At 37.8% G+C, this 16,023-nt stretch carries 17 protein-coding genes; 15 read left to right on the top strand and 2 right to left on the bottom strand.

The window, feature by feature from the left end; genetic code table 11:
• Window positions 1-19: 19 nt before the first annotated feature.
• The 4 genes from ACQKMI_RS21625 (at window position 20) to ACQKMI_RS21640 (ending at window position 2,603) form a co-directional block, all read left to right on the top strand.
• Window positions 20-451, top strand: coding sequence for a protein-tyrosine phosphatase family protein (locus tag ACQKMI_RS21625; RefSeq protein ID WP_427492276.1), 432 nt, complete (start codon window positions 20-22; stop codon window positions 449-451).
• Window positions 452-730: 279 nt separating this feature from the next.
• Window positions 731-934: a PLDc N-terminal domain-containing protein gene (locus ACQKMI_RS21630; RefSeq protein WP_427492278.1), complete on the top strand. Its 204-nt coding sequence runs from the start codon at window positions 731-733 to the stop codon at window positions 932-934.
• Window positions 931-1,824 carry an ATP-binding cassette domain-containing protein gene (locus ACQKMI_RS21635; RefSeq protein WP_427492280.1) on the top strand — a complete coding sequence of 298 codons (894 nt, stop codon included), beginning with the start codon at window positions 931-933 and terminating at the stop codon, window positions 1,822-1,824. Before ACQKMI_RS21630 ends, ACQKMI_RS21635 begins: the two co-directional genes overlap by 4 nt.
• A complete protein-coding gene (locus ACQKMI_RS21640) occupies window positions 1,821-2,603 on the top strand; it encodes an ABC transporter permease (protein WP_427492282.1) in 783 nt (260 codons plus the stop codon). The genes ACQKMI_RS21635 and ACQKMI_RS21640 overlap by 4 nt, the downstream gene beginning before the upstream one ends.
• 403 nt (window positions 2,604-3,006) lie before the next feature.
• On the opposite strand, the gene ACQKMI_RS21645 is transcribed toward ACQKMI_RS21640, so the two are convergent.
• Window positions 3,007-3,732: a DUF421 domain-containing protein gene (locus ACQKMI_RS21645; protein WP_427416558.1), complete on the bottom strand. Its 726-nt coding sequence runs from the start codon at window positions 3,730-3,732 to the stop codon at window positions 3,007-3,009.
• A 119-nt stretch (window positions 3,733-3,851) separates the two neighbouring features.
• Between ACQKMI_RS21645 and ACQKMI_RS21650 the strand changes: the two genes are divergently transcribed.
• A complete protein-coding gene (locus ACQKMI_RS21650) occupies window positions 3,852-5,057 on the top strand; it encodes an MFS transporter (RefSeq protein WP_427492284.1) in 1,206 nt (401 codons plus the stop codon).
• 565 nt (window positions 5,058-5,622) lie between these two features.
• On the opposite strand, the gene ACQKMI_RS21655 is transcribed toward ACQKMI_RS21650, so the two are convergent.
• Window positions 5,623-6,309 (bottom strand): histidine kinase, encoded by a 687-nt coding sequence (locus ACQKMI_RS21655; protein ID WP_427492286.1) that lies wholly within the window; start codon window positions 6,307-6,309, stop codon window positions 5,623-5,625.
• Between the two features lie 834 nt (window positions 6,310-7,143).
• Here ACQKMI_RS21655 and ACQKMI_RS21660 point away from each other — a divergent pair.
• The 10 genes from ACQKMI_RS21660 (at window position 7,144) to ACQKMI_RS21705 (ending at window position 15,875) form a co-directional block, all read left to right on the top strand.
• A complete protein-coding gene (locus tag ACQKMI_RS21660) occupies window positions 7,144-9,558 on the top strand; it encodes a Na+/H+ antiporter subunit A (RefSeq protein WP_427492288.1) in 2,415 nt (804 codons plus the stop codon).
• Window positions 9,545-9,967: a Na(+)/H(+) antiporter subunit B gene (locus tag ACQKMI_RS21665; protein WP_427416562.1), complete on the top strand. Its 423-nt coding sequence runs from the start codon at window positions 9,545-9,547 to the stop codon at window positions 9,965-9,967. The genes ACQKMI_RS21660 and ACQKMI_RS21665 overlap by 14 nt, the downstream gene beginning before the upstream one ends.
• A gap of 3 nt (window positions 9,968-9,970) precedes the next feature.
• Window positions 9,971-10,309: a Na(+)/H(+) antiporter subunit C gene (locus ACQKMI_RS21670; protein ID WP_079562761.1), complete on the top strand. Its 339-nt coding sequence runs from the start codon at window positions 9,971-9,973 to the stop codon at window positions 10,307-10,309.
• Window positions 10,302-11,807, top strand: a complete 1,506-nt coding sequence (locus ACQKMI_RS21675; protein ID WP_427492290.1) for a Na+/H+ antiporter subunit D — start codon at window positions 10,302-10,304, stop codon at window positions 11,805-11,807. Before ACQKMI_RS21670 ends, ACQKMI_RS21675 begins: the two co-directional genes overlap by 8 nt.
• Window positions 11,807-12,289, top strand: a complete 483-nt coding sequence (locus ACQKMI_RS21680) for a Na+/H+ antiporter subunit E (protein ID WP_427416564.1) — start codon at window positions 11,807-11,809, stop codon at window positions 12,287-12,289. The genes ACQKMI_RS21675 and ACQKMI_RS21680 overlap by 1 nt, the downstream gene beginning before the upstream one ends.
• Window positions 12,289-12,573 (top strand): Na(+)/H(+) antiporter subunit F1, encoded by a 285-nt coding sequence (locus tag ACQKMI_RS21685; RefSeq protein WP_079562764.1) that lies wholly within the window; start codon window positions 12,289-12,291, stop codon window positions 12,571-12,573. Before ACQKMI_RS21680 ends, ACQKMI_RS21685 begins: the two co-directional genes overlap by 1 nt.
• Window positions 12,551-12,910: a Na+/H+ antiporter subunit G gene (locus ACQKMI_RS21690; RefSeq protein ID WP_323650634.1), complete on the top strand. Its 360-nt coding sequence runs from the start codon at window positions 12,551-12,553 to the stop codon at window positions 12,908-12,910. Before ACQKMI_RS21685 ends, ACQKMI_RS21690 begins: the two co-directional genes overlap by 23 nt.
• 707 nt (window positions 12,911-13,617) lie before the next feature.
• On the top strand, window positions 13,618-14,415 hold the full coding sequence (locus tag ACQKMI_RS21695) for a transporter substrate-binding domain-containing protein (protein ID WP_427492292.1): 798 nt from the start codon (window positions 13,618-13,620) through the stop codon (window positions 14,413-14,415).
• 85 nt (window positions 14,416-14,500) lie between these two features.
• Window positions 14,501-15,160 carry an amino acid ABC transporter permease gene (locus ACQKMI_RS21700; RefSeq protein WP_323650637.1) on the top strand — a complete coding sequence of 220 codons (660 nt, stop codon included), beginning with the start codon at window positions 14,501-14,503 and terminating at the stop codon, window positions 15,158-15,160.
• Window positions 15,153-15,875 (top strand): amino acid ABC transporter ATP-binding protein, encoded by a 723-nt coding sequence (locus ACQKMI_RS21705; RefSeq protein WP_427492295.1) that lies wholly within the window; start codon window positions 15,153-15,155, stop codon window positions 15,873-15,875. Before ACQKMI_RS21700 ends, ACQKMI_RS21705 begins: the two co-directional genes overlap by 8 nt.
• Window positions 15,876-16,023: the final 148 nt, after the last annotated feature.

Here is a 16,023-nt window from a genome sequence, read left to right on the forward strand (position 1 = left end):
CGTTTGGAGCGTGCATACAATGGAGAAAAATTACGATGTATTAGTAAAGGATCGATTATTCTTTGGCGGTGCGAAAGATGCAGATGTAGCTTTTGAACAAGAAACGGTGGATATCGTGATTGATGTTCGCGTAAATGGCTTATCTAATGAGGAGCAGGAGTCGGCTTCATATGTGTACAAGCATATGCCGATTGCTGATGAGGACATAGAAGTAGCGCCATCTATTCAAAAAGTTGCGAAGGAAATTGTTTCTGCCTATGAGAATGGGCAGAAAGTGTACTTCCATTGCGGAAGCGGGGGAGGTCGCGCAGGAGTGGCTGCCACTGCTGTATTAATGGAGCTTGGCATGACCGATTCTCTAGAGGAAGCGGAAGCGGCTGTAAAGAACGCGCGTCCACAAGTAACAATTCGTCCAAAAATGGCGGATGCTTTGCAGAAGTTATACAAATAAATGAGAAGATGTACCGAAAAGGTTTTTTCAACTTTGGTACATCTTCTTTTTTAATTCTTTTTGAAAGGTAGATGTCGATAGAAATTAAAAGTTGGGCGATAAAGCGTGAAAGTTGATCGATAAAATTAAAAAGTTGGGTGATATTTTGTTAAAGCGTATGTCATGCGATAGGTTGATTGGAGCGAGCAACGCGGCTCATTCTCAATATGTAAAATTGTGCTATACATATTAGAAAAGTTTTTGTTATAGTAATAGTATAACAAAGATGAGGTGATCAGTATGATGGAGGAGTTAGCGAAGATTCCATGGGCAGTCATAGCACCACTAATTGTGGTCCAATTTATTTTAATGATTGTAGCTCTAGTTGATTTGCGTAAAATCCATGCAACAAATGGTCCTAAAATTTTATGGGTGTTTCTTATTATTTTTACAAATATTATTGGGTCGATTGCGTACTTTGTAGTGGGGAGAAAACAATCATGACGATATTATTCCAGGTAACAGGACTTACAAAGCAATTTGCAGAGAGAGTAGTTGTGGACGGAATCGAGTTCACATTAGAAAAAAATACATCGACAGCTTTAATTGGACCTAATGGCGCGGGTAAAACAACGACATTATCGATGCTAACAGGTTTATTAAAACCAACCTCTGGAAGTGTGAAAATGCTGGATGGTAATGTAAGAGCCAATATTGGTTTCTTGCCGCAATATCCGCAATTCCATCCTTGGTTAAGTGCGTTAGAGTTTACTGAAATGGCTGCAAAGTTAAATGGTGTGCCTGCAAAAAAAGCAACATTAGAAGCACAAAAAACACTTGAGTTTGTAGGTCTAGGTAATGCTTTAAATAAGAAGATTGCTACATTTTCTGGTGGCATGAAGCAACGGCTTGGAATTTCCCAGGCAATTGTGCATAAGCCTAAATTACTGTTATTGGATGAACCTGTGTCTGCATTGGATCCGGTAGGTCGTAGGGAAGTTCTTGATTTATTAAAGGGCTTACAACAAGAAACAACTATATTATATTCGACGCATATTTTAAATGATGCCGAAGAGATGACCGATCAATTATTGTTTTTACGTGATGGGAAGCTAGTAGAACAGGGGACATTACGTGAAGTTCGACAACGTTTCGATGAACCAAATTATGTTGTAGAATTTAGCACTGAAAAAGAGGCAAAACTGTTTGCTAGTCAATCTGAACTTATTGGGGAAGTAAAGGGCAGTAATGTTTATATAGAAATTATTGATGCGAAGCCGAGTATGCAAGAGCTGCTTCAATATTTAAGTAGTAGTCCTTATAAAATACGAAAAGTGGAGCGACAAACAGCATCACTTGAAGAGATTTTCATGAAGGTGGTGAGAAAAATATGAGAGGATTTACTGTACTTCTGCAAAAGGAATTTAGAGAAGCTTGGCGAAGCTGGAAGTTTTTATGGATACCTCTTGTATTTGCATTGCTCGGTATGAGTGACCCACTAACAAACTATTACATGATGGATATTTTAAATGCTGTTGGTAACTTACCAGAAGGCTTTGAAATGTTGATGCCGGAATTAATGCCAGTTGACCTATTACAAGCTTCCATTGGGCAATTTCAAACGATAGGTTTACTCGTATTAATAGCTTCTTTTGTAGGAACTATTAGTAAAGAAAGAGCAAGTGGAATGGCTACTTTATTGTATGTTCGTCCTATATCGTTCGGCGCTTATTTTATGAGTAAATTTATCGTCATGAGTACTATTAGCTTTATTAGCATTTTAGCTGGTTTTGCTGCGAGCGTATACTATACGGTCGTGCTTTATGGGACATTTGAGATAGGATCACTTATGGCAAGTTTTTTCACGTATTTTTCGTGGCTGCTCTTTGTGATAGCAGTGACATTAATGATGAGTGCGACTTTTAAAACAGTGGTAGCAACAGCATGTGCATTTGCTTTCATATTTATTGGACAAATCTTGGACGCTTTAATTGGGGCATTTTGGACAATATCACCGTGGAAATTACCGGTATATGGTGTTCAATTAATGAGGGGCACGATGGAGATGTCGGATTATTGGTGGAGCCTATCTATTACATTAGTTATCACGATCATTTGTATGAGTATCGGAATTTTGACGATGAAGAAAAACGCATCGATGACGAAAATATAACTTCTTTCAGACGATTCCGGACGCAATTATGCCCTGCCAATACCAAACTAAAGTGTACTTAGCCACATGGTTACAGTAAGAACTCCATGTCTGTTGAAACAAATAAGTACTGTTTTTAAACGTCATCAACTTGATAGATTCTTATCGAGTTGATGCTTTTTATTTAAATTAGATAATAAGGTTTTATATTATTGATGATATTTGTTTATAAGCGTATTCAAGGTAATTATTATCTTAAGTGCGATTTTTTATTTTCGCATAGTTACTAGGGTGATTTAAAAAATTTTTTTAAGCAAGGAGTGGAGTGGGGACGCCGCTTTAAAGCTTTATACATCAAAAACGAATCGGCATTGTTACATCATTAGATATTGTAGAAATAGATAAAGCAAGACGATACAAGCTGTTAAGAGCTGGATCGTCTTGCTTTATCTTTCATGCTAATATAGAGGGAGCCATTTGTTTGAACCTGAGCAAAATAAACATCTTCAACAGATTGGACATTTTGCTTTTTCAGCTTTTTCATAAGCCAATCTTCAGTTAATTCAAGTTCAACTAAGTTTTCATAAATAACCTTCCCATCTGAAGCTACTTCTGTTGGTATATAGGTTGGTGGTGTAACATCGGCCTTTACATCTTGTTTTGTAGCTGGTTGTTCAGCAGGCTTTGGTAGCACACTTAGTTTACCCGTAGTTTCAAGTAACGCATATTGTACATCTTGTACAGAGAATACGGCTTGTTCTCTTAGCATCATCGCTAATTCATCCATATGCAAACGATTCTTCTTTAAGGCAGACTCTAAAATAATTCCATTTTGAATAAGGATTGTTGGCTTGTCATCAACAATCACACGAGCTTTTTTAGATTTAATGGTAATGATGGTCATTAAATATGTTAAAACGCTCCACCAAATGAGGGCAATGAGTCCATCTAAAAAAGGTGTCTCAGCCTGTGCTGCTATTTCTGATGCAATGGAACCAAATGTGATACCCGTTGTATAGTGGAAGAATGTAAGTTGTCCAAGCTGTTTTTTTCCTAGTAGTCGGGTTACGATGAGTAATGCAAAGAAGGAAAGGGTGGACCTAAGTATCATTTCCCAAAAATCAGCTTTAAAAAATTCGTCTATATTCATACATAAATCAACTCCCTTAAAACTGCTATTTTCAATGAATAGCTTGTGCAAAAAGGTCAATAGTATGCGACGATCTCTTATAAATAAGGATTTACAAAAATCGGAAAGTGGGTGGTGGCATGAATAAGCAAAAAGAGAATTTAAACAATCCAGTCTATCCAATTATGATTGCAATAGCTGTTGCTCATCTTATCAATGATACGATGCAAGCTGTTATTCCGGCGATGTTCCCAATATTGAAGAGTGATTTAGGGCTAACTTTCACACAAATAGGTCTGATTTCGTTCGCATTAAATATGTTTGCCTCTGCCTTGCAACCGGTTGTAGGTTTTGTTAGCGATAAAAAGCCGATGCCTTATGCTTTACCAATTGGTATGATTAGTTCATTTATTGGCATAGCCATAATAGCGTTCACATCACAATATTGGATAATAATTATTGCAGTATTATTTTTAGGATTTGGCTCTGCTATTTTTCATCCTGAGGGTTCACGTGTTTCCTTTATGGCAGCAGGCTCAAAAAGAGGGCTTGCTCAATCGATTTACCAAGTCGGAGGTAACTCTGGGCAAGCACTTGCACCATTAATTAGTGCTTATATTTTCGCTATCTTTGGACAACGTGGTGCAGCAATTGTCTTAGTAGTGGCAGCAATAGGTATTCTACTTTTAAGTAAAATTGCAACGTGGTATAAAAAGCAGTTGGAGCAAGAACGTCTGGCAAAGAAAAAACGAGTATTAATTTCGAATTTGCCCCCATTAACAAAGAAACAAGTAGGCATTGCGTTGACGTTACTATTTACTATTATTTTTGCGAGATCATTTTATACAACTAATATTACAAGCTTTTATGTGTTTTATTTAATGAATCATTATGGAGTTAGTCTTCAGCTTGGCCAAATTTTAATTTTCACTTTTATGGCATTTGGCGTCGTTGGTACATTTTTCGGAGGGTCATTATCAGATCGAATTGGTAGAAAAAACGTTATTGTACTGTCCGTTGTTGTTCCGATGCCATTTTGTTTAGCGTTGCCTTATGTACCATTATGGGTAGCCGTGATATTTTTAGTGATTATCGGTACGCTCATTATGATCAGCTTCTCGGTAACAGTGGTTTACGCGCAAGAGCTTGTTCCGACAAAAATTGGTACAATGGCTGGTTTAACAACTGGTTTTGCTTTCGGAATGGGTGCAATAGGTGCGATGGTCATTGGTGTATTGATGGATCATAGGGGTATTGATTTTACGATGATGGTCGTATCTTTACTACCTTTATTATTACTAGTAGCATTTTTCCTACCTAAAGATAAACCGGCTTCCGCGGTGTAATCATAAGCTGTATGGTGATTTTTTGTGGGGAGCATCGAAACAGTCTGATTCCTCCAAGGTGAGGCTTGATTTGGGAGAATAATTTTTAGTATTTTAATCAATGTTATTATACTATTTTGGTTCAGCTTGCTACTCAAACTAATGATGAGGAACTGTTGATTTTTCACGGAGAGTGGCGACTCCTGCGGGATGAGCTTGCGCTGAAAGCCCCGCAGGAACGTAGTGACGAGGAGATTGATCAATTATGCCTCGGCATAATTGCGTCCGGAATCGGCTTTGTGCTTGCACAAAGAACTCCTATCCGATTTCATGACATCCGCCGGAGGCTTTAGGCCAACATGATGTTGGTCACTCAGTCGTTGCCACAGGAAGTGGCGTTCTTAGACTGAGTTCCTCTATTTCGGCAGGTGTTTGGACACCCGCTGAAAGAAGTTAAAGCCAAGCCCGCGGAAAGTAGCCAGCTCGGAGTGAAAATCAACTTTTGTTTAATGCTTCACTTTAATTTATATTTATTATTTTATCGATAAATAAAAACGCGTTCTCAAATTAGAGGAACGCGTTTTTATTATTGACGTAATGGTGATAAAAATTCAGATGGGAGTTTTCCCTTATCTTGTATATAGCCCTCTGATATGTGAACTTCATGCATTTTATCATTGTAAGTGAATTTAAAAATACCATTATCAAAGTCAGTACCAATCTCTTTGAAGAATATTCCTTCAATGGATACATATTTAGGACAAGTAAATGCTACTTTAAAGTCTTCATGTTCTTGGATTAAATAAGCACGTACACCTTTCTCATATGTATCGTTTGCATCATCGTCAGCTGGACGTTGGACAGAAACGATGTGAAAATCAACGAAAGGAACCTCTTTTAATAAAACATTTAGGAAGGAACCTTTTGTAATCTCTTCCCAGCGACTTTGTGCGCTTTGACCTACGATAATTTGAGAAATTCCGTAATTTTTTGCCACTTCTGCAATAACCTTTTGTATGGGACGCTTTTCATTATCTTGTAATATGAACTCTTCAATTTCAAGCTCATCAGATAACTTTTTCCATTGCTCAATGTAGCTAGATTTCTCTGCGTCAAATGCATCAAGGGGTTGCGAATCGACCGAAAGGATATAGAGTGGACAATCTAGCATTGTAGCCATTTTATGACCACGTCGTATTAATCGCTCGCCGTTAAGCCCATAGTAAACACAAACTAATATACTTTCGTCTAAACGCCCTTTTACATGCTTCATAAAAATTAACACCTCTTACCTTGTTGTTATTTTGTTAATTCTACTGCCGATTTTGAAAAAAATATCCTAAAACAGCTAAAATCGATGCTGGTACAGTGCATTATGCTCATTTATATTGTATACTAAAAAACGTATAAAAGTTAATGACAATATATCGGGAAAGCCTTGAGAAAACTGGTTTATCTTTATACTTTACAGTTATTTGATTTATGCATTTCGTGCATTTAAACCAATTGCTTCTATATGCCACACTATTATGCAGTGAGTTAAATAGATAGTCAAGTGACTTGGTACGCCAATGTGTGTGTACATATTATCTCATTTAAAAGTCAGGCCATTCTCTAAAGAGTTAAGGCGATATTGGTTATTCAGGCTTCCTAGGATATGAAGCTAAATAGCCAAAAAAGTTCCCCAGGTTTTATGCAGTGCTGCCATTAAAAGCTTCTTCCTGCATAAAATATGTGCTGAATGTTGAATGAACAAGAATTGTCTTTATTTATAATATCTATTACTTCAACACATACCGCTTACTTTCCAATTCCAGTTTATTACGTGATGAAAAATCAAATTTCAAGAAAATTTCTGATATGTTAGTTAGCTTTATTTATTCAATATCTGCCTGATGGTAGGCAAAAGGCTTTACTATTTTTCAGTGTAAACGTTTGCTGAATAAAGTTAGAGTCTCCAACAATTGCTATAGATTTTTTGTGTGCGATGTAAAGTATAAACGGTAGTAACTTCAGTATATTTGGGAATACTTTATTATCGGTTATCACAATTTTTTGCACTATAGTAAACAGTTGCTGAACGAAATTGATAGTAGGAGGTTTTCACTTGGTTACAGTTCTCATTGCGATACTTTTGCCATTTGTTTGTGCTGCGCTTATTCCACTACTTTATAGGCGACTAAGGCGTGTTGCACATCTTGGCTGGTTTGTTTTATCCGTTCCATTCATCCTGTTTCTTTTACTCGCGCGCTACATTCCTCAAATTGCCGAGGGTAAAACGTTTATTCATACATATGAGTGGATTCCCTCTTTTAATATAAATTTCACAACATACCTCGACGGACTCAGTATGATTTTTGGTTTGCTGATTACGGGTGTAGGTAGTTTAGTCATTTTATATTCTATTTTTTATTTATCAACGAAAGAATCACTTCACCATTTTTACTGCTATTTATTACTATTCATGGGCGCTATGCTTGGCGTCGTCTTTTCAGATAATTTAATGGTATTATACACATTTTGGGAGCTAACAAGTGTATCTTCATTCTTGTTAATTGCATTTTGGCATCATCGAAAAGCATCTCGTGCTGGTGCAAGAAAAGCGATGACAATTACCGTTTTCGGTGGTCTTTCAATGCTTGCAGGCTTTTTAATGCTTTATGTAGCATCAGATACATTTAGCATACGTGAAATCGTAGCCAATGTAGGGGTTATAAGCGATCATACACTGTTTATCCCAGCATTAATCCTTATACTAATCGGTGCATTTACTAAATCTGCACAGTTTCCTTTCCATATTTGGTTGCCAGATGCGATGGAGGCGCCAACACCTGTCAGTGCTTACTTACACTCGGCAACAATGGTAAAGGCCGGGATTTATTTAGTTGCGCGTTTTTCTCCAGTATTTGGAGGAGAGGCGATTTGGTTCTGGCTAGTCAGTGTGATTGGCCTTGTAACGTTGTTCTGGGGCTCATTTAATGCGGTGCGGCAAACAGATTTAAAGGCGTTACTGGCCTTTTCAACGGTTAGCCAGCTCGGTTTAATAATGAGTTTATTTGGACTAGGATCCGTTGGTCATTATTATGGCTATGCTGCAGATACTGTTCTTTACACGCAGGCAAGCTTTGCAGCGTTGTTTCATCTCATTAATCACTCCACATTTAAAGGTGCACTTTTCATGATGGTCGGTATTGTCGATCATGAGGCGGGCACACGCGATATTCGCCGTCTTGGAGGGTTAATGGCCTTAATGCCGGTAACTTTCACCATTGCAGTCATTGGTGGATTTTCTATGGCCGGCTTACCTCCATTTAATGGTTTCTTAAGTAAAGAAATGTTTTTCGCCGCGGCACTAGCTATTCGCGATGTAGAGGCATTTTCAATTTCTGATTTGGGACTGTTATTTCCAATAGTGGCATGGGTGGCAAGTATCTTTACATTTGTCTACTGTATGATTTTAATCAGCCGAACGTTTTTCGGAAAACTACAGCTTGATAAGTTGGATAAAAAACCGCATGAAGCTCCGTTAGGTATGCTACTATCGCCAATTATTCTGTGTGTCTTTGTAGTTGGGATTTTCTTCTTTCCAAATGTACTAGGGCATTATATTTTAGAGCCTGCTATGGCAAGTATTTATCCAACATTCCCATCAACTAATGAATTAACACCACATATTCATGCTTGGCATGGCATTAATGCTGAATTGTTAATGACTCTTGGTGTCATTATTGTAGGGATCATCTTATTTAAAACGTTAAAAAGCTGGAAGCCTTTGTATCGAATATTCCCGCAAAGATATACGTTTAATATGTATTACAATCGTTTGATTGAGTTTGGTGAAAACAGTTCTGCAAAGCTTACGAATCGTTATATGACAGGTAATTTAACACATTATTTTGTCTATATATATGTATTCTTTGTTGCCCTTATCGCAGGATATTTTATATGGTCGGATGCTATGGCATTTAATTTTGCGATGGATTCCGCAATTGAGTCCTATGAGCTCATTTTAGTGTTTGTCATGATGTTCGCTGCAGTATGGATGATCTTCGCTAAAGGACGCGTAACAGCAATGTTATTGAATGGCGTACTTGGCTATTCAATCGCATTTTTCTTTGTTATTTTCCGTGCTCCTGATTTAGCATTAACCCAATTAGTCGTTGAATCTGTGACAACTGCATTATTCCTTCTATGCTTTAAATATTTACCTGATTTAATGCCTGAAGCCTCTCGTAAAAAAATGCAATGGTCTAAGGTCATTATATCTATTTTCGTTGGCGCCACAGTTACATTAATAGGCTTAGCAGTTGTCCATTTCGATCGCTTTGAGCCAGTAGCTACTTATTTCAATGATTCCTACAAGTTGGCGGGTGGTTCAAATATCGTCAACACCATATTAGGCGATTTCCGTGCATTTGATACGATGCTAGAAGTTGTCGTTCTTCTGATTGCTGGCTTAGGAGTGTATACATTAACGAAGCTAAAGCCACGAAAGGAGGAAACGGATCATGAAAATAAATGACGTTATTTTACGGACGGTCACAAAGACAATCGTATTCATTATTTTAACTCTTGGTATTTATTTATTCTTTGCAGGGCATCATGCGCCGGGTGGCGGTTTTATAGGTGGTCTCGTGCTAGCCTCTGGCATCGTTCTACTGTATTTAGCGTATGACATTGAAACAGTGCATAAAGGGATGCCATTTGATTTTAAAAAAGTTGCAGCGCTTGGTGTATTACTTGCGACTGGCACAGCAATCGGCTCACTATTTTTTGATGTTCCGTTTTTAACGCAGACACATAGTTATATAAATGTACCGATATTCGGGAAGATGGGCTTTTCGACTGTAACCATTTTCGAGGCTGGTGTGGCTTTAACTGTAGTAGGTGTTGTAGTCACAATTATTTTAAGTATAAGTGAGGATGAGTAGCCAATGGAGTCTTTAATACTAGTTTTAGTTGGTGTATTAGTAGCTGTTGCGACGTACTTAATCCTCTCGAAACAGTTATTACGTGTGATTTTAGGAACGGCGGTATTATCGCATGCGGCGCATTTACTGATTTTAACGATGGGCGGACTGAAGAAGGGGAATGTCCCACTTTTAGAGGAATCAGAAGGTCCTTACACAGATGCTCTGCCGCAAGCATTGATTTTAACTGCAATCGTAATTAGCTTTGCAGTGACGGCGTTTGTGCTTGTTCTCGGTTACCGAGCTTATAAAACGAACGGTTCGGCGAATTTTGATGAATTGAGAGGTACGCCGGATGAGTAATATGATTGTTTTACCATTAATTGTGCCGGTTATAACGGCCATTTTACTTGTGTTTTTACGTGACAATGTTTTTTTGCAGCGCATCATTAGTTTGTTGACAGTAAGCTTTGTTGCCTTTATTAGTGTTATTTTATTGCTAGAGATTCAAAAACAGGGTGTAATGCGTATTGATTTTAGTGGCTGGGCACCGCCATTCGGCATTTTATTTGTTGCTGATTCGTTCGCAATGCTTCTTGTATTAGTGGCGAATATTGTCGCAGCCATTTGTCTGTTATATGCCATTTTTACAATCGGTAAGAACTTTGAAAAGATGTATTTTTACCCGTTCGTCCTACTGATGGTAGCGGGTGTGAATGGCTCATTTCTAACAGGGGATATTTTTAACTTGTTTGTGTGCTTTGAAGTGATGTTACTTGCTTCTTATGCACTCATTAGTTTAGGTGGCGAGAAAGTTCAGCTACGAGAGGCATTAAAATATGTCCTTATTAATATTGTTGCATCTTGGATTTTCCTAGTGGCACTAGCTTTTTTATATGGAACCGTTGGAACGTTGAATATGGCACATATTTCTGTCCGCGTGATGGAGCTAGGAGCCGACCCACTAATCACGACTGTGGCTCTTATTTTCTTAATTGTCTTTAGCTTGAAGGCTGGCCTATTATTATTCTTCTGGCTTCCAGGCTCATACAGTGTACCTCCAACAGCTATAGCCGCACTTTTTGCAGCATTATTAACAAAGGTTGGAATTTATGCACTAGTTCGTACTTTTACATTACTTTTCCCAAATAATACTGAAGTGACTCATATGGTGCTAGGCATTATGGCAGGACTTACGATTATTGCTGGATGTATGGGAGCACTAGCAGGACGAGATGTCAGAACAATTGCCGCTTATAACGTCCTTATTGGTGTTGGCTTTATAGTAGCCGGTCTAGCGATCGGTACGGAGTCTGCCTTACAAGGCGTAACTTACTATTTGATGCATGATATGGTAGCAAAGGCCATGCTGTTTTTAGCAGTTGGCATGATGATGTATGTTACCGGTGAAACGGTTATTGATAAAATGAGTGGGCTTATTCGAAATTACCCTCTATTTGGCTGGTTATTCTTTATTGTCATGTGTTCCCTTGCTGGGATACCACCATTGAGTGGCTTTTTAGGTAAGGTTTTAATTGGGCAAGGAGCTATTGAGGGTGGAAATTTTGTTCTACTAGGGCTAGGATTTTTATCTAGTTTAATTGTTTTGTATTCACTATTACGAATATTTCTCTCCTCATTCTTTGGGGAAACGATTATTAGTCTAGAGGATGAAAAACCGTTACCAAAGCGTATGGTCTTACCATTAACATTGTTGGCAGCTTGTACAATTGCTTTAGGAATTGGAGCTGAATGGATGGCTCCTTATGTAACAGATGCAGCAAAGACGCTCTATACGCCATCGATCTATATTGATGCAGTGCTAGATGGCACAACATGGCAAGGTGAGGTGAATAAATAATGGCGATGCAATTTATCTTAAATTTATTTATCGCAACACTTTGGCTCTTGTTACAGGATGAAGTGATTCCACAGTTTTCGACATTTTTAATGGGGTTTATCGTCGGAATAGGGATTTTATATGCAATGCACCGCTTTTACGGCACACAATTTTATTTACGACGTGTGTTTTCAATCATTAAATTATTATGGCTCTTTAATTGGGAGCTACTATTATCGAGTTACAGCGTATTAAGACAAATAACTACTCCGAAGCTCACTATAACTCCTGGAATATTTACGTATAAAACAGCGCTAAAAGGAGATTGGGAAATAACAGCTCTTGCGTTGTTGCTCACTCTGACTCCAGGTTCAGTCGTGATGGAAGTTTCTGAAGAGGGAGATATGTTTTATATTCATGCAATGGATATTGAACAATCAAAAGAAGCTGTCATTCGTTCAATAGGGAAATTTGAACAAGCGATCATGGAGGTGACACGTTAATGATTGATAAAATTTTACTTTTGGCTCTTGCATTATTCAGTGTATCGATTGCGTTGTCGCTGTTTCGTGTGATTCGGGGTCCTTCGTTGCCTGACCGTGCTATTGCACTTGATACAATAGGTGTTAATCTACTTTCAGCAATCGCTATCGTCTCTATTATTTTGAAAACAAAGGCGTATTTAGAAGCCATTTTAATATTAGGGATTTTAGCTTTTATCGGCACAATTGCGTTTACGAAATATATTGAAAGAGGTGTGATTGTTGAACGTAAATCAAATGATTGAATGGGCGGCAGTCATACTAATATTGATTGGCTCCGTTGTAAGTGTTATTAGTGCATTTGGGATGATTCGTTTACCTGACGTATACACGCGTTCACATGCTGCAACGAAAAGTTCGACATTATCGGTCTTAACATGTCTATTAGGCGCATTTATTTACTTTTGGGTTCATGATGGATATGTTAGTGTACGTTTAATTTTAGGGATTGGCTTCGTTTTTGTAACAGCTCCTGTAGCAGGGCATTTAATATGTCGTGCAGCATATCGCTCTCGCGTACCTTTAGCAGAAGGGTCAGGAGAGGATGAGCTAAAGGAAAAGCTATTTGCAGATGAAAAATAAAATAAGTGGCAAACCTCTAAAGGCATAAATGTGAATCTATAAATAAAGGTTGATTTCCACTCCGAGTGGACGCTTTCCGCGAGCCTCGCTTGCTTCAAGCTCCTCGTGGTTTTCAGCGCAAGCTTATCCCGCAGGAGTAGCGTTAGTTAATAATCTGAGACCCCCATTTTCGGGGTCTTTTTTGTTAAAACTCTCAATTAAATGAATGTATATGCACTTTGAAATGATTTGCTCATCACCAAAATTCGAGGATTACATTTGTTAAAACGTACGCCATGTACAAGTTGTTGGAAGTGCAAGGGAAGCGGCTAGGGGAGTGAAGGCTAAAAGCAGCGCGTCCTGTGATAACGCCTTCGTGACCAACCTCGTGTTGTGATGATGATGATGTTGTTATTGCTGCTGCTTCGCTTACGCACAGACAACAGGACGCCCTAAGAAAGCGTCTGGCCGGAACGGAAATCAACCCCACGTTATGATGAGGAGCGTATTTTTTATGGTGTAAATCTGAATGTATTGATTTTTCTAAAAATTATGTATATAATGTTTTATCGGGAAATTTTCAGATTAGCTTGATTATTACTTCGAAAGAGTATATCTTATTAGCAGATAGATATTTATTCTCTGCAGTGAATAAATATCCATTCAATTATTTTCGAGAACAAGAGTTTCATAGACAATAAAACATAAATAAAAGGAGATTGTTGAATATGAAGAACAAATTTTTCATGCTTATGCTCGTTCTAGTAATTGGTGTACTAGCGGCATGTGGCGCAAAAGATGATAAGACAAGCGATAAAGATTCAAATGCTAGCGGAGGCACAGAGCAAAAGCAAGTATTAAAAGTAGGTACTTCATCTGATTATGCACCATTTGAGTATGTTGATGCTGCAAAAGGTGACGATATTATTGGTTTTGATATTGATTTAATTAAATTAGTTGGTGAAAAGATTGGTGCAGAAATACAAGTTCAAGATATCGACTTCAATAGTCTAGTGCCAGCTCTACAAGCAGGAAAAGTGGATATTGTTATTTCTGGTATGTCACCTAATGAAGAACGTGAAAAAGTTGTAGATTTCTCTGATAAATATAATCAAACAGAGCAAGTGTTTATCGTGAAAAAGGATAGTGGAATTAAAAAAGAGGCTGATTTAGCTGGTAAAAAAATTGGTGTTCAAAATGCTTCTATCCAAGAAACTTTAGGTAATAAAATTGCTAAAGAAGTAGATGCTACTGTTGAAGGACGTACTCGAATTCCTGAAATTGTTCAAGACATGATGTCTAAGCGTTTAGATGCGGGAATTGTAGAAAGTGGCGTAGCAAAAGGTTATCTTGATACGAACGATAAACTAGAAGCGTTCCCTGTTAAAGAGCAACCTGAAGACTTTAAAGCAATCGCTGTTCCAAAAGGTAGCGATCTTAAAGATAAAATTAACAAAGCATTAAAAGAATTAGCTACTGAAGGTAAAATTAAAGAGCTAGAAGACAAATGGTTAAAAGTTAAATAAGCAAGTTTAACTGCGATAGCTCTATTTTGGGCTATCGCTTATATCTTTCATTTCCTGAAAAACGAACAAGAAAGGAGGGGGCACTGTGAATTTAGATTTTACAGCTATCATTCCCTCTATTCCTTATATACTAAAAGGGATAGGTGTCACACTTCAAATTGCAATCGGCGCATCAATCATCGGTTTTATAGTTGGTATATTACTAGCGTTATGCAAAATTGGTAAAGTGAAAGTTTTACGTTGGTTTGCAGATTTTTATACATCGATTTTCCGTGGTACACCGCTTGTACTACAATTAATGATTATCTATTATGCAGTGCCACAATTATTAGATATTCAAATTGAGCCAGTTCCAACGGCTATTATTGCATTCGGGTTGAACTCAGGTGCTTATATTTCAGAAATCATTCGCGCTGGTATTAATGCGGTTGATAAAGGACAGATGGAAGCGGCACAAGCACTAGGTATTCCATATGCGAAAATGATGAAAGACATTATTATCCCACAAGCCGTAAAAAATATTTTACCATCTTTAGTGAATGAGTTTATTACATTAAATAAAGAAACAGCTGTTGTGACGGTTATTAGTGCACTTGATATTATGCGCCGTGCTTACATTGTAGGTGGTTCAACATATCGCTATCTTGAGCCTTTACTATTTGCGGGTGTAATCTACTACATTATGACGCTTGTCTTAACGTTCCTTGGTAGACGAATTGAGAAAGGAATGAGAAAAAGTGATTAAAATTGAAGATTTACACAAATCATATGGACAAAACGAAGTACTAAAGGGTATTTCAACAGAAATTAAAGAAAAAGAAGTAATTGCTATTATTGGTCCATCAGGGTCTGGTAAATCAACATTCCTGCGCTGCTTAAATTTATTAGAAGAGCCAACGAGTGGAAAGATTACAATTGCGGGCGACGTTCTAACGGACAAAGGGACAAACATTATGAAGATCCGTGAAGAAGTCGGTATGGTATTTCAGCATTTTCATCTTTTCCCTCATAAAACGGTACTTGAAAATTTAACATACGCACCGATTAATGTGAAAGGAATGGATAAGACAGCGGCTATCGAAAAGGCTGAAGATTTATTAACGAAGGTAGGCCTATTTGAAAAGCGCAATGAATATCCAAGCCGTCTATCGGGAGGACAGAAGCAACGTGTTGCCATTGCCCGAGCACTTGCAATGGATCCAAAAGTAATTTTATTTGACGAGCCTACTTCAGCTCTTGACCCTGAAATGGTAAAAGAGGTATTAGCCGTTATGAAAAATCTTGCTGATACGGGTATGACGATGCTAATCGTAACGCATGAAATGGGCTTTGCACGTGAAGTGGCTGACCGTATACTGTTCCTTGATGGCGGAAAGTTAATTGAGGACTCACCACCAGAACAGTTTTTCTCATCACCATCTACACAGCGTGCGAAGGATTTCTTAGAAAAAGTATTATAAGTGAAAAAACGCATTTAGACTCTGTTCAAGGAGTGTCTAAATGCGTTTTTTGTTTACTTATCAATAGGACAGTTAAAATAAGATTTCTTTTCAAAAGAAAGCACCAATATGTACATTTATTCAATCTCAATATTTATTGAAATAGGTA

Source organism: Lysinibacillus sp. NPDC097214 (assembly GCF_050277945.1).
Lineage (GTDB): Bacteria > Bacillota > Bacilli > Bacillales_A > Planococcaceae > Lysinibacillus > Lysinibacillus xylanilyticus_B.

Coding starts and splice junctions, on each gene's coding strand:
- ACQKMI_RS21640 (WP_427492282.1), top strand. CDS start 1,821: ATGAGAGGATTTACTGTACTTCTGCAAAAGGAATTTAGAGAAGCTTGG.
- ACQKMI_RS21670 (WP_079562761.1), top strand. CDS start 9,971: ATGGAGTCTTTAATACTAGTTTTAGTTGGTGTATTAGTAGCTGTTGCG.
- ACQKMI_RS21635 (WP_427492280.1), top strand. CDS start 931: ATGACGATATTATTCCAGGTAACAGGACTTACAAAGCAATTTGCAGAG.
- ACQKMI_RS21675 (WP_427492290.1), top strand. CDS start 10,302: ATGAGTAATATGATTGTTTTACCATTAATTGTGCCGGTTATAACGGCC.
- ACQKMI_RS21625 (WP_427492276.1), top strand. CDS start 20: ATGGAGAAAAATTACGATGTATTAGTAAAGGATCGATTATTCTTTGGC.
- ACQKMI_RS21650 (WP_427492284.1), top strand. CDS start 3,852: ATGAATAAGCAAAAAGAGAATTTAAACAATCCAGTCTATCCAATTATG.
- ACQKMI_RS21695 (WP_427492292.1), top strand. CDS start 13,618: ATGAAGAACAAATTTTTCATGCTTATGCTCGTTCTAGTAATTGGTGTA.
- ACQKMI_RS21630 (WP_427492278.1), top strand. CDS start 731: ATGATGGAGGAGTTAGCGAAGATTCCATGGGCAGTCATAGCACCACTA.
- ACQKMI_RS21680 (WP_427416564.1), top strand. CDS start 11,807: ATGGCGATGCAATTTATCTTAAATTTATTTATCGCAACACTTTGGCTC.
- ACQKMI_RS21665 (WP_427416562.1), top strand. CDS start 9,545: ATGAAAATAAATGACGTTATTTTACGGACGGTCACAAAGACAATCGTA.
- ACQKMI_RS21655 (WP_427492286.1), bottom strand. CDS start 6,309: ATGAAGCATGTAAAAGGGCGTTTAGACGAAAGTATATTAGTTTGTGTT.
- ACQKMI_RS21645 (WP_427416558.1), bottom strand. CDS start 3,732: ATGAATATAGACGAATTTTTTAAAGCTGATTTTTGGGAAATGATACTT.
- ACQKMI_RS21685 (WP_079562764.1), top strand. CDS start 12,289: ATGATTGATAAAATTTTACTTTTGGCTCTTGCATTATTCAGTGTATCG.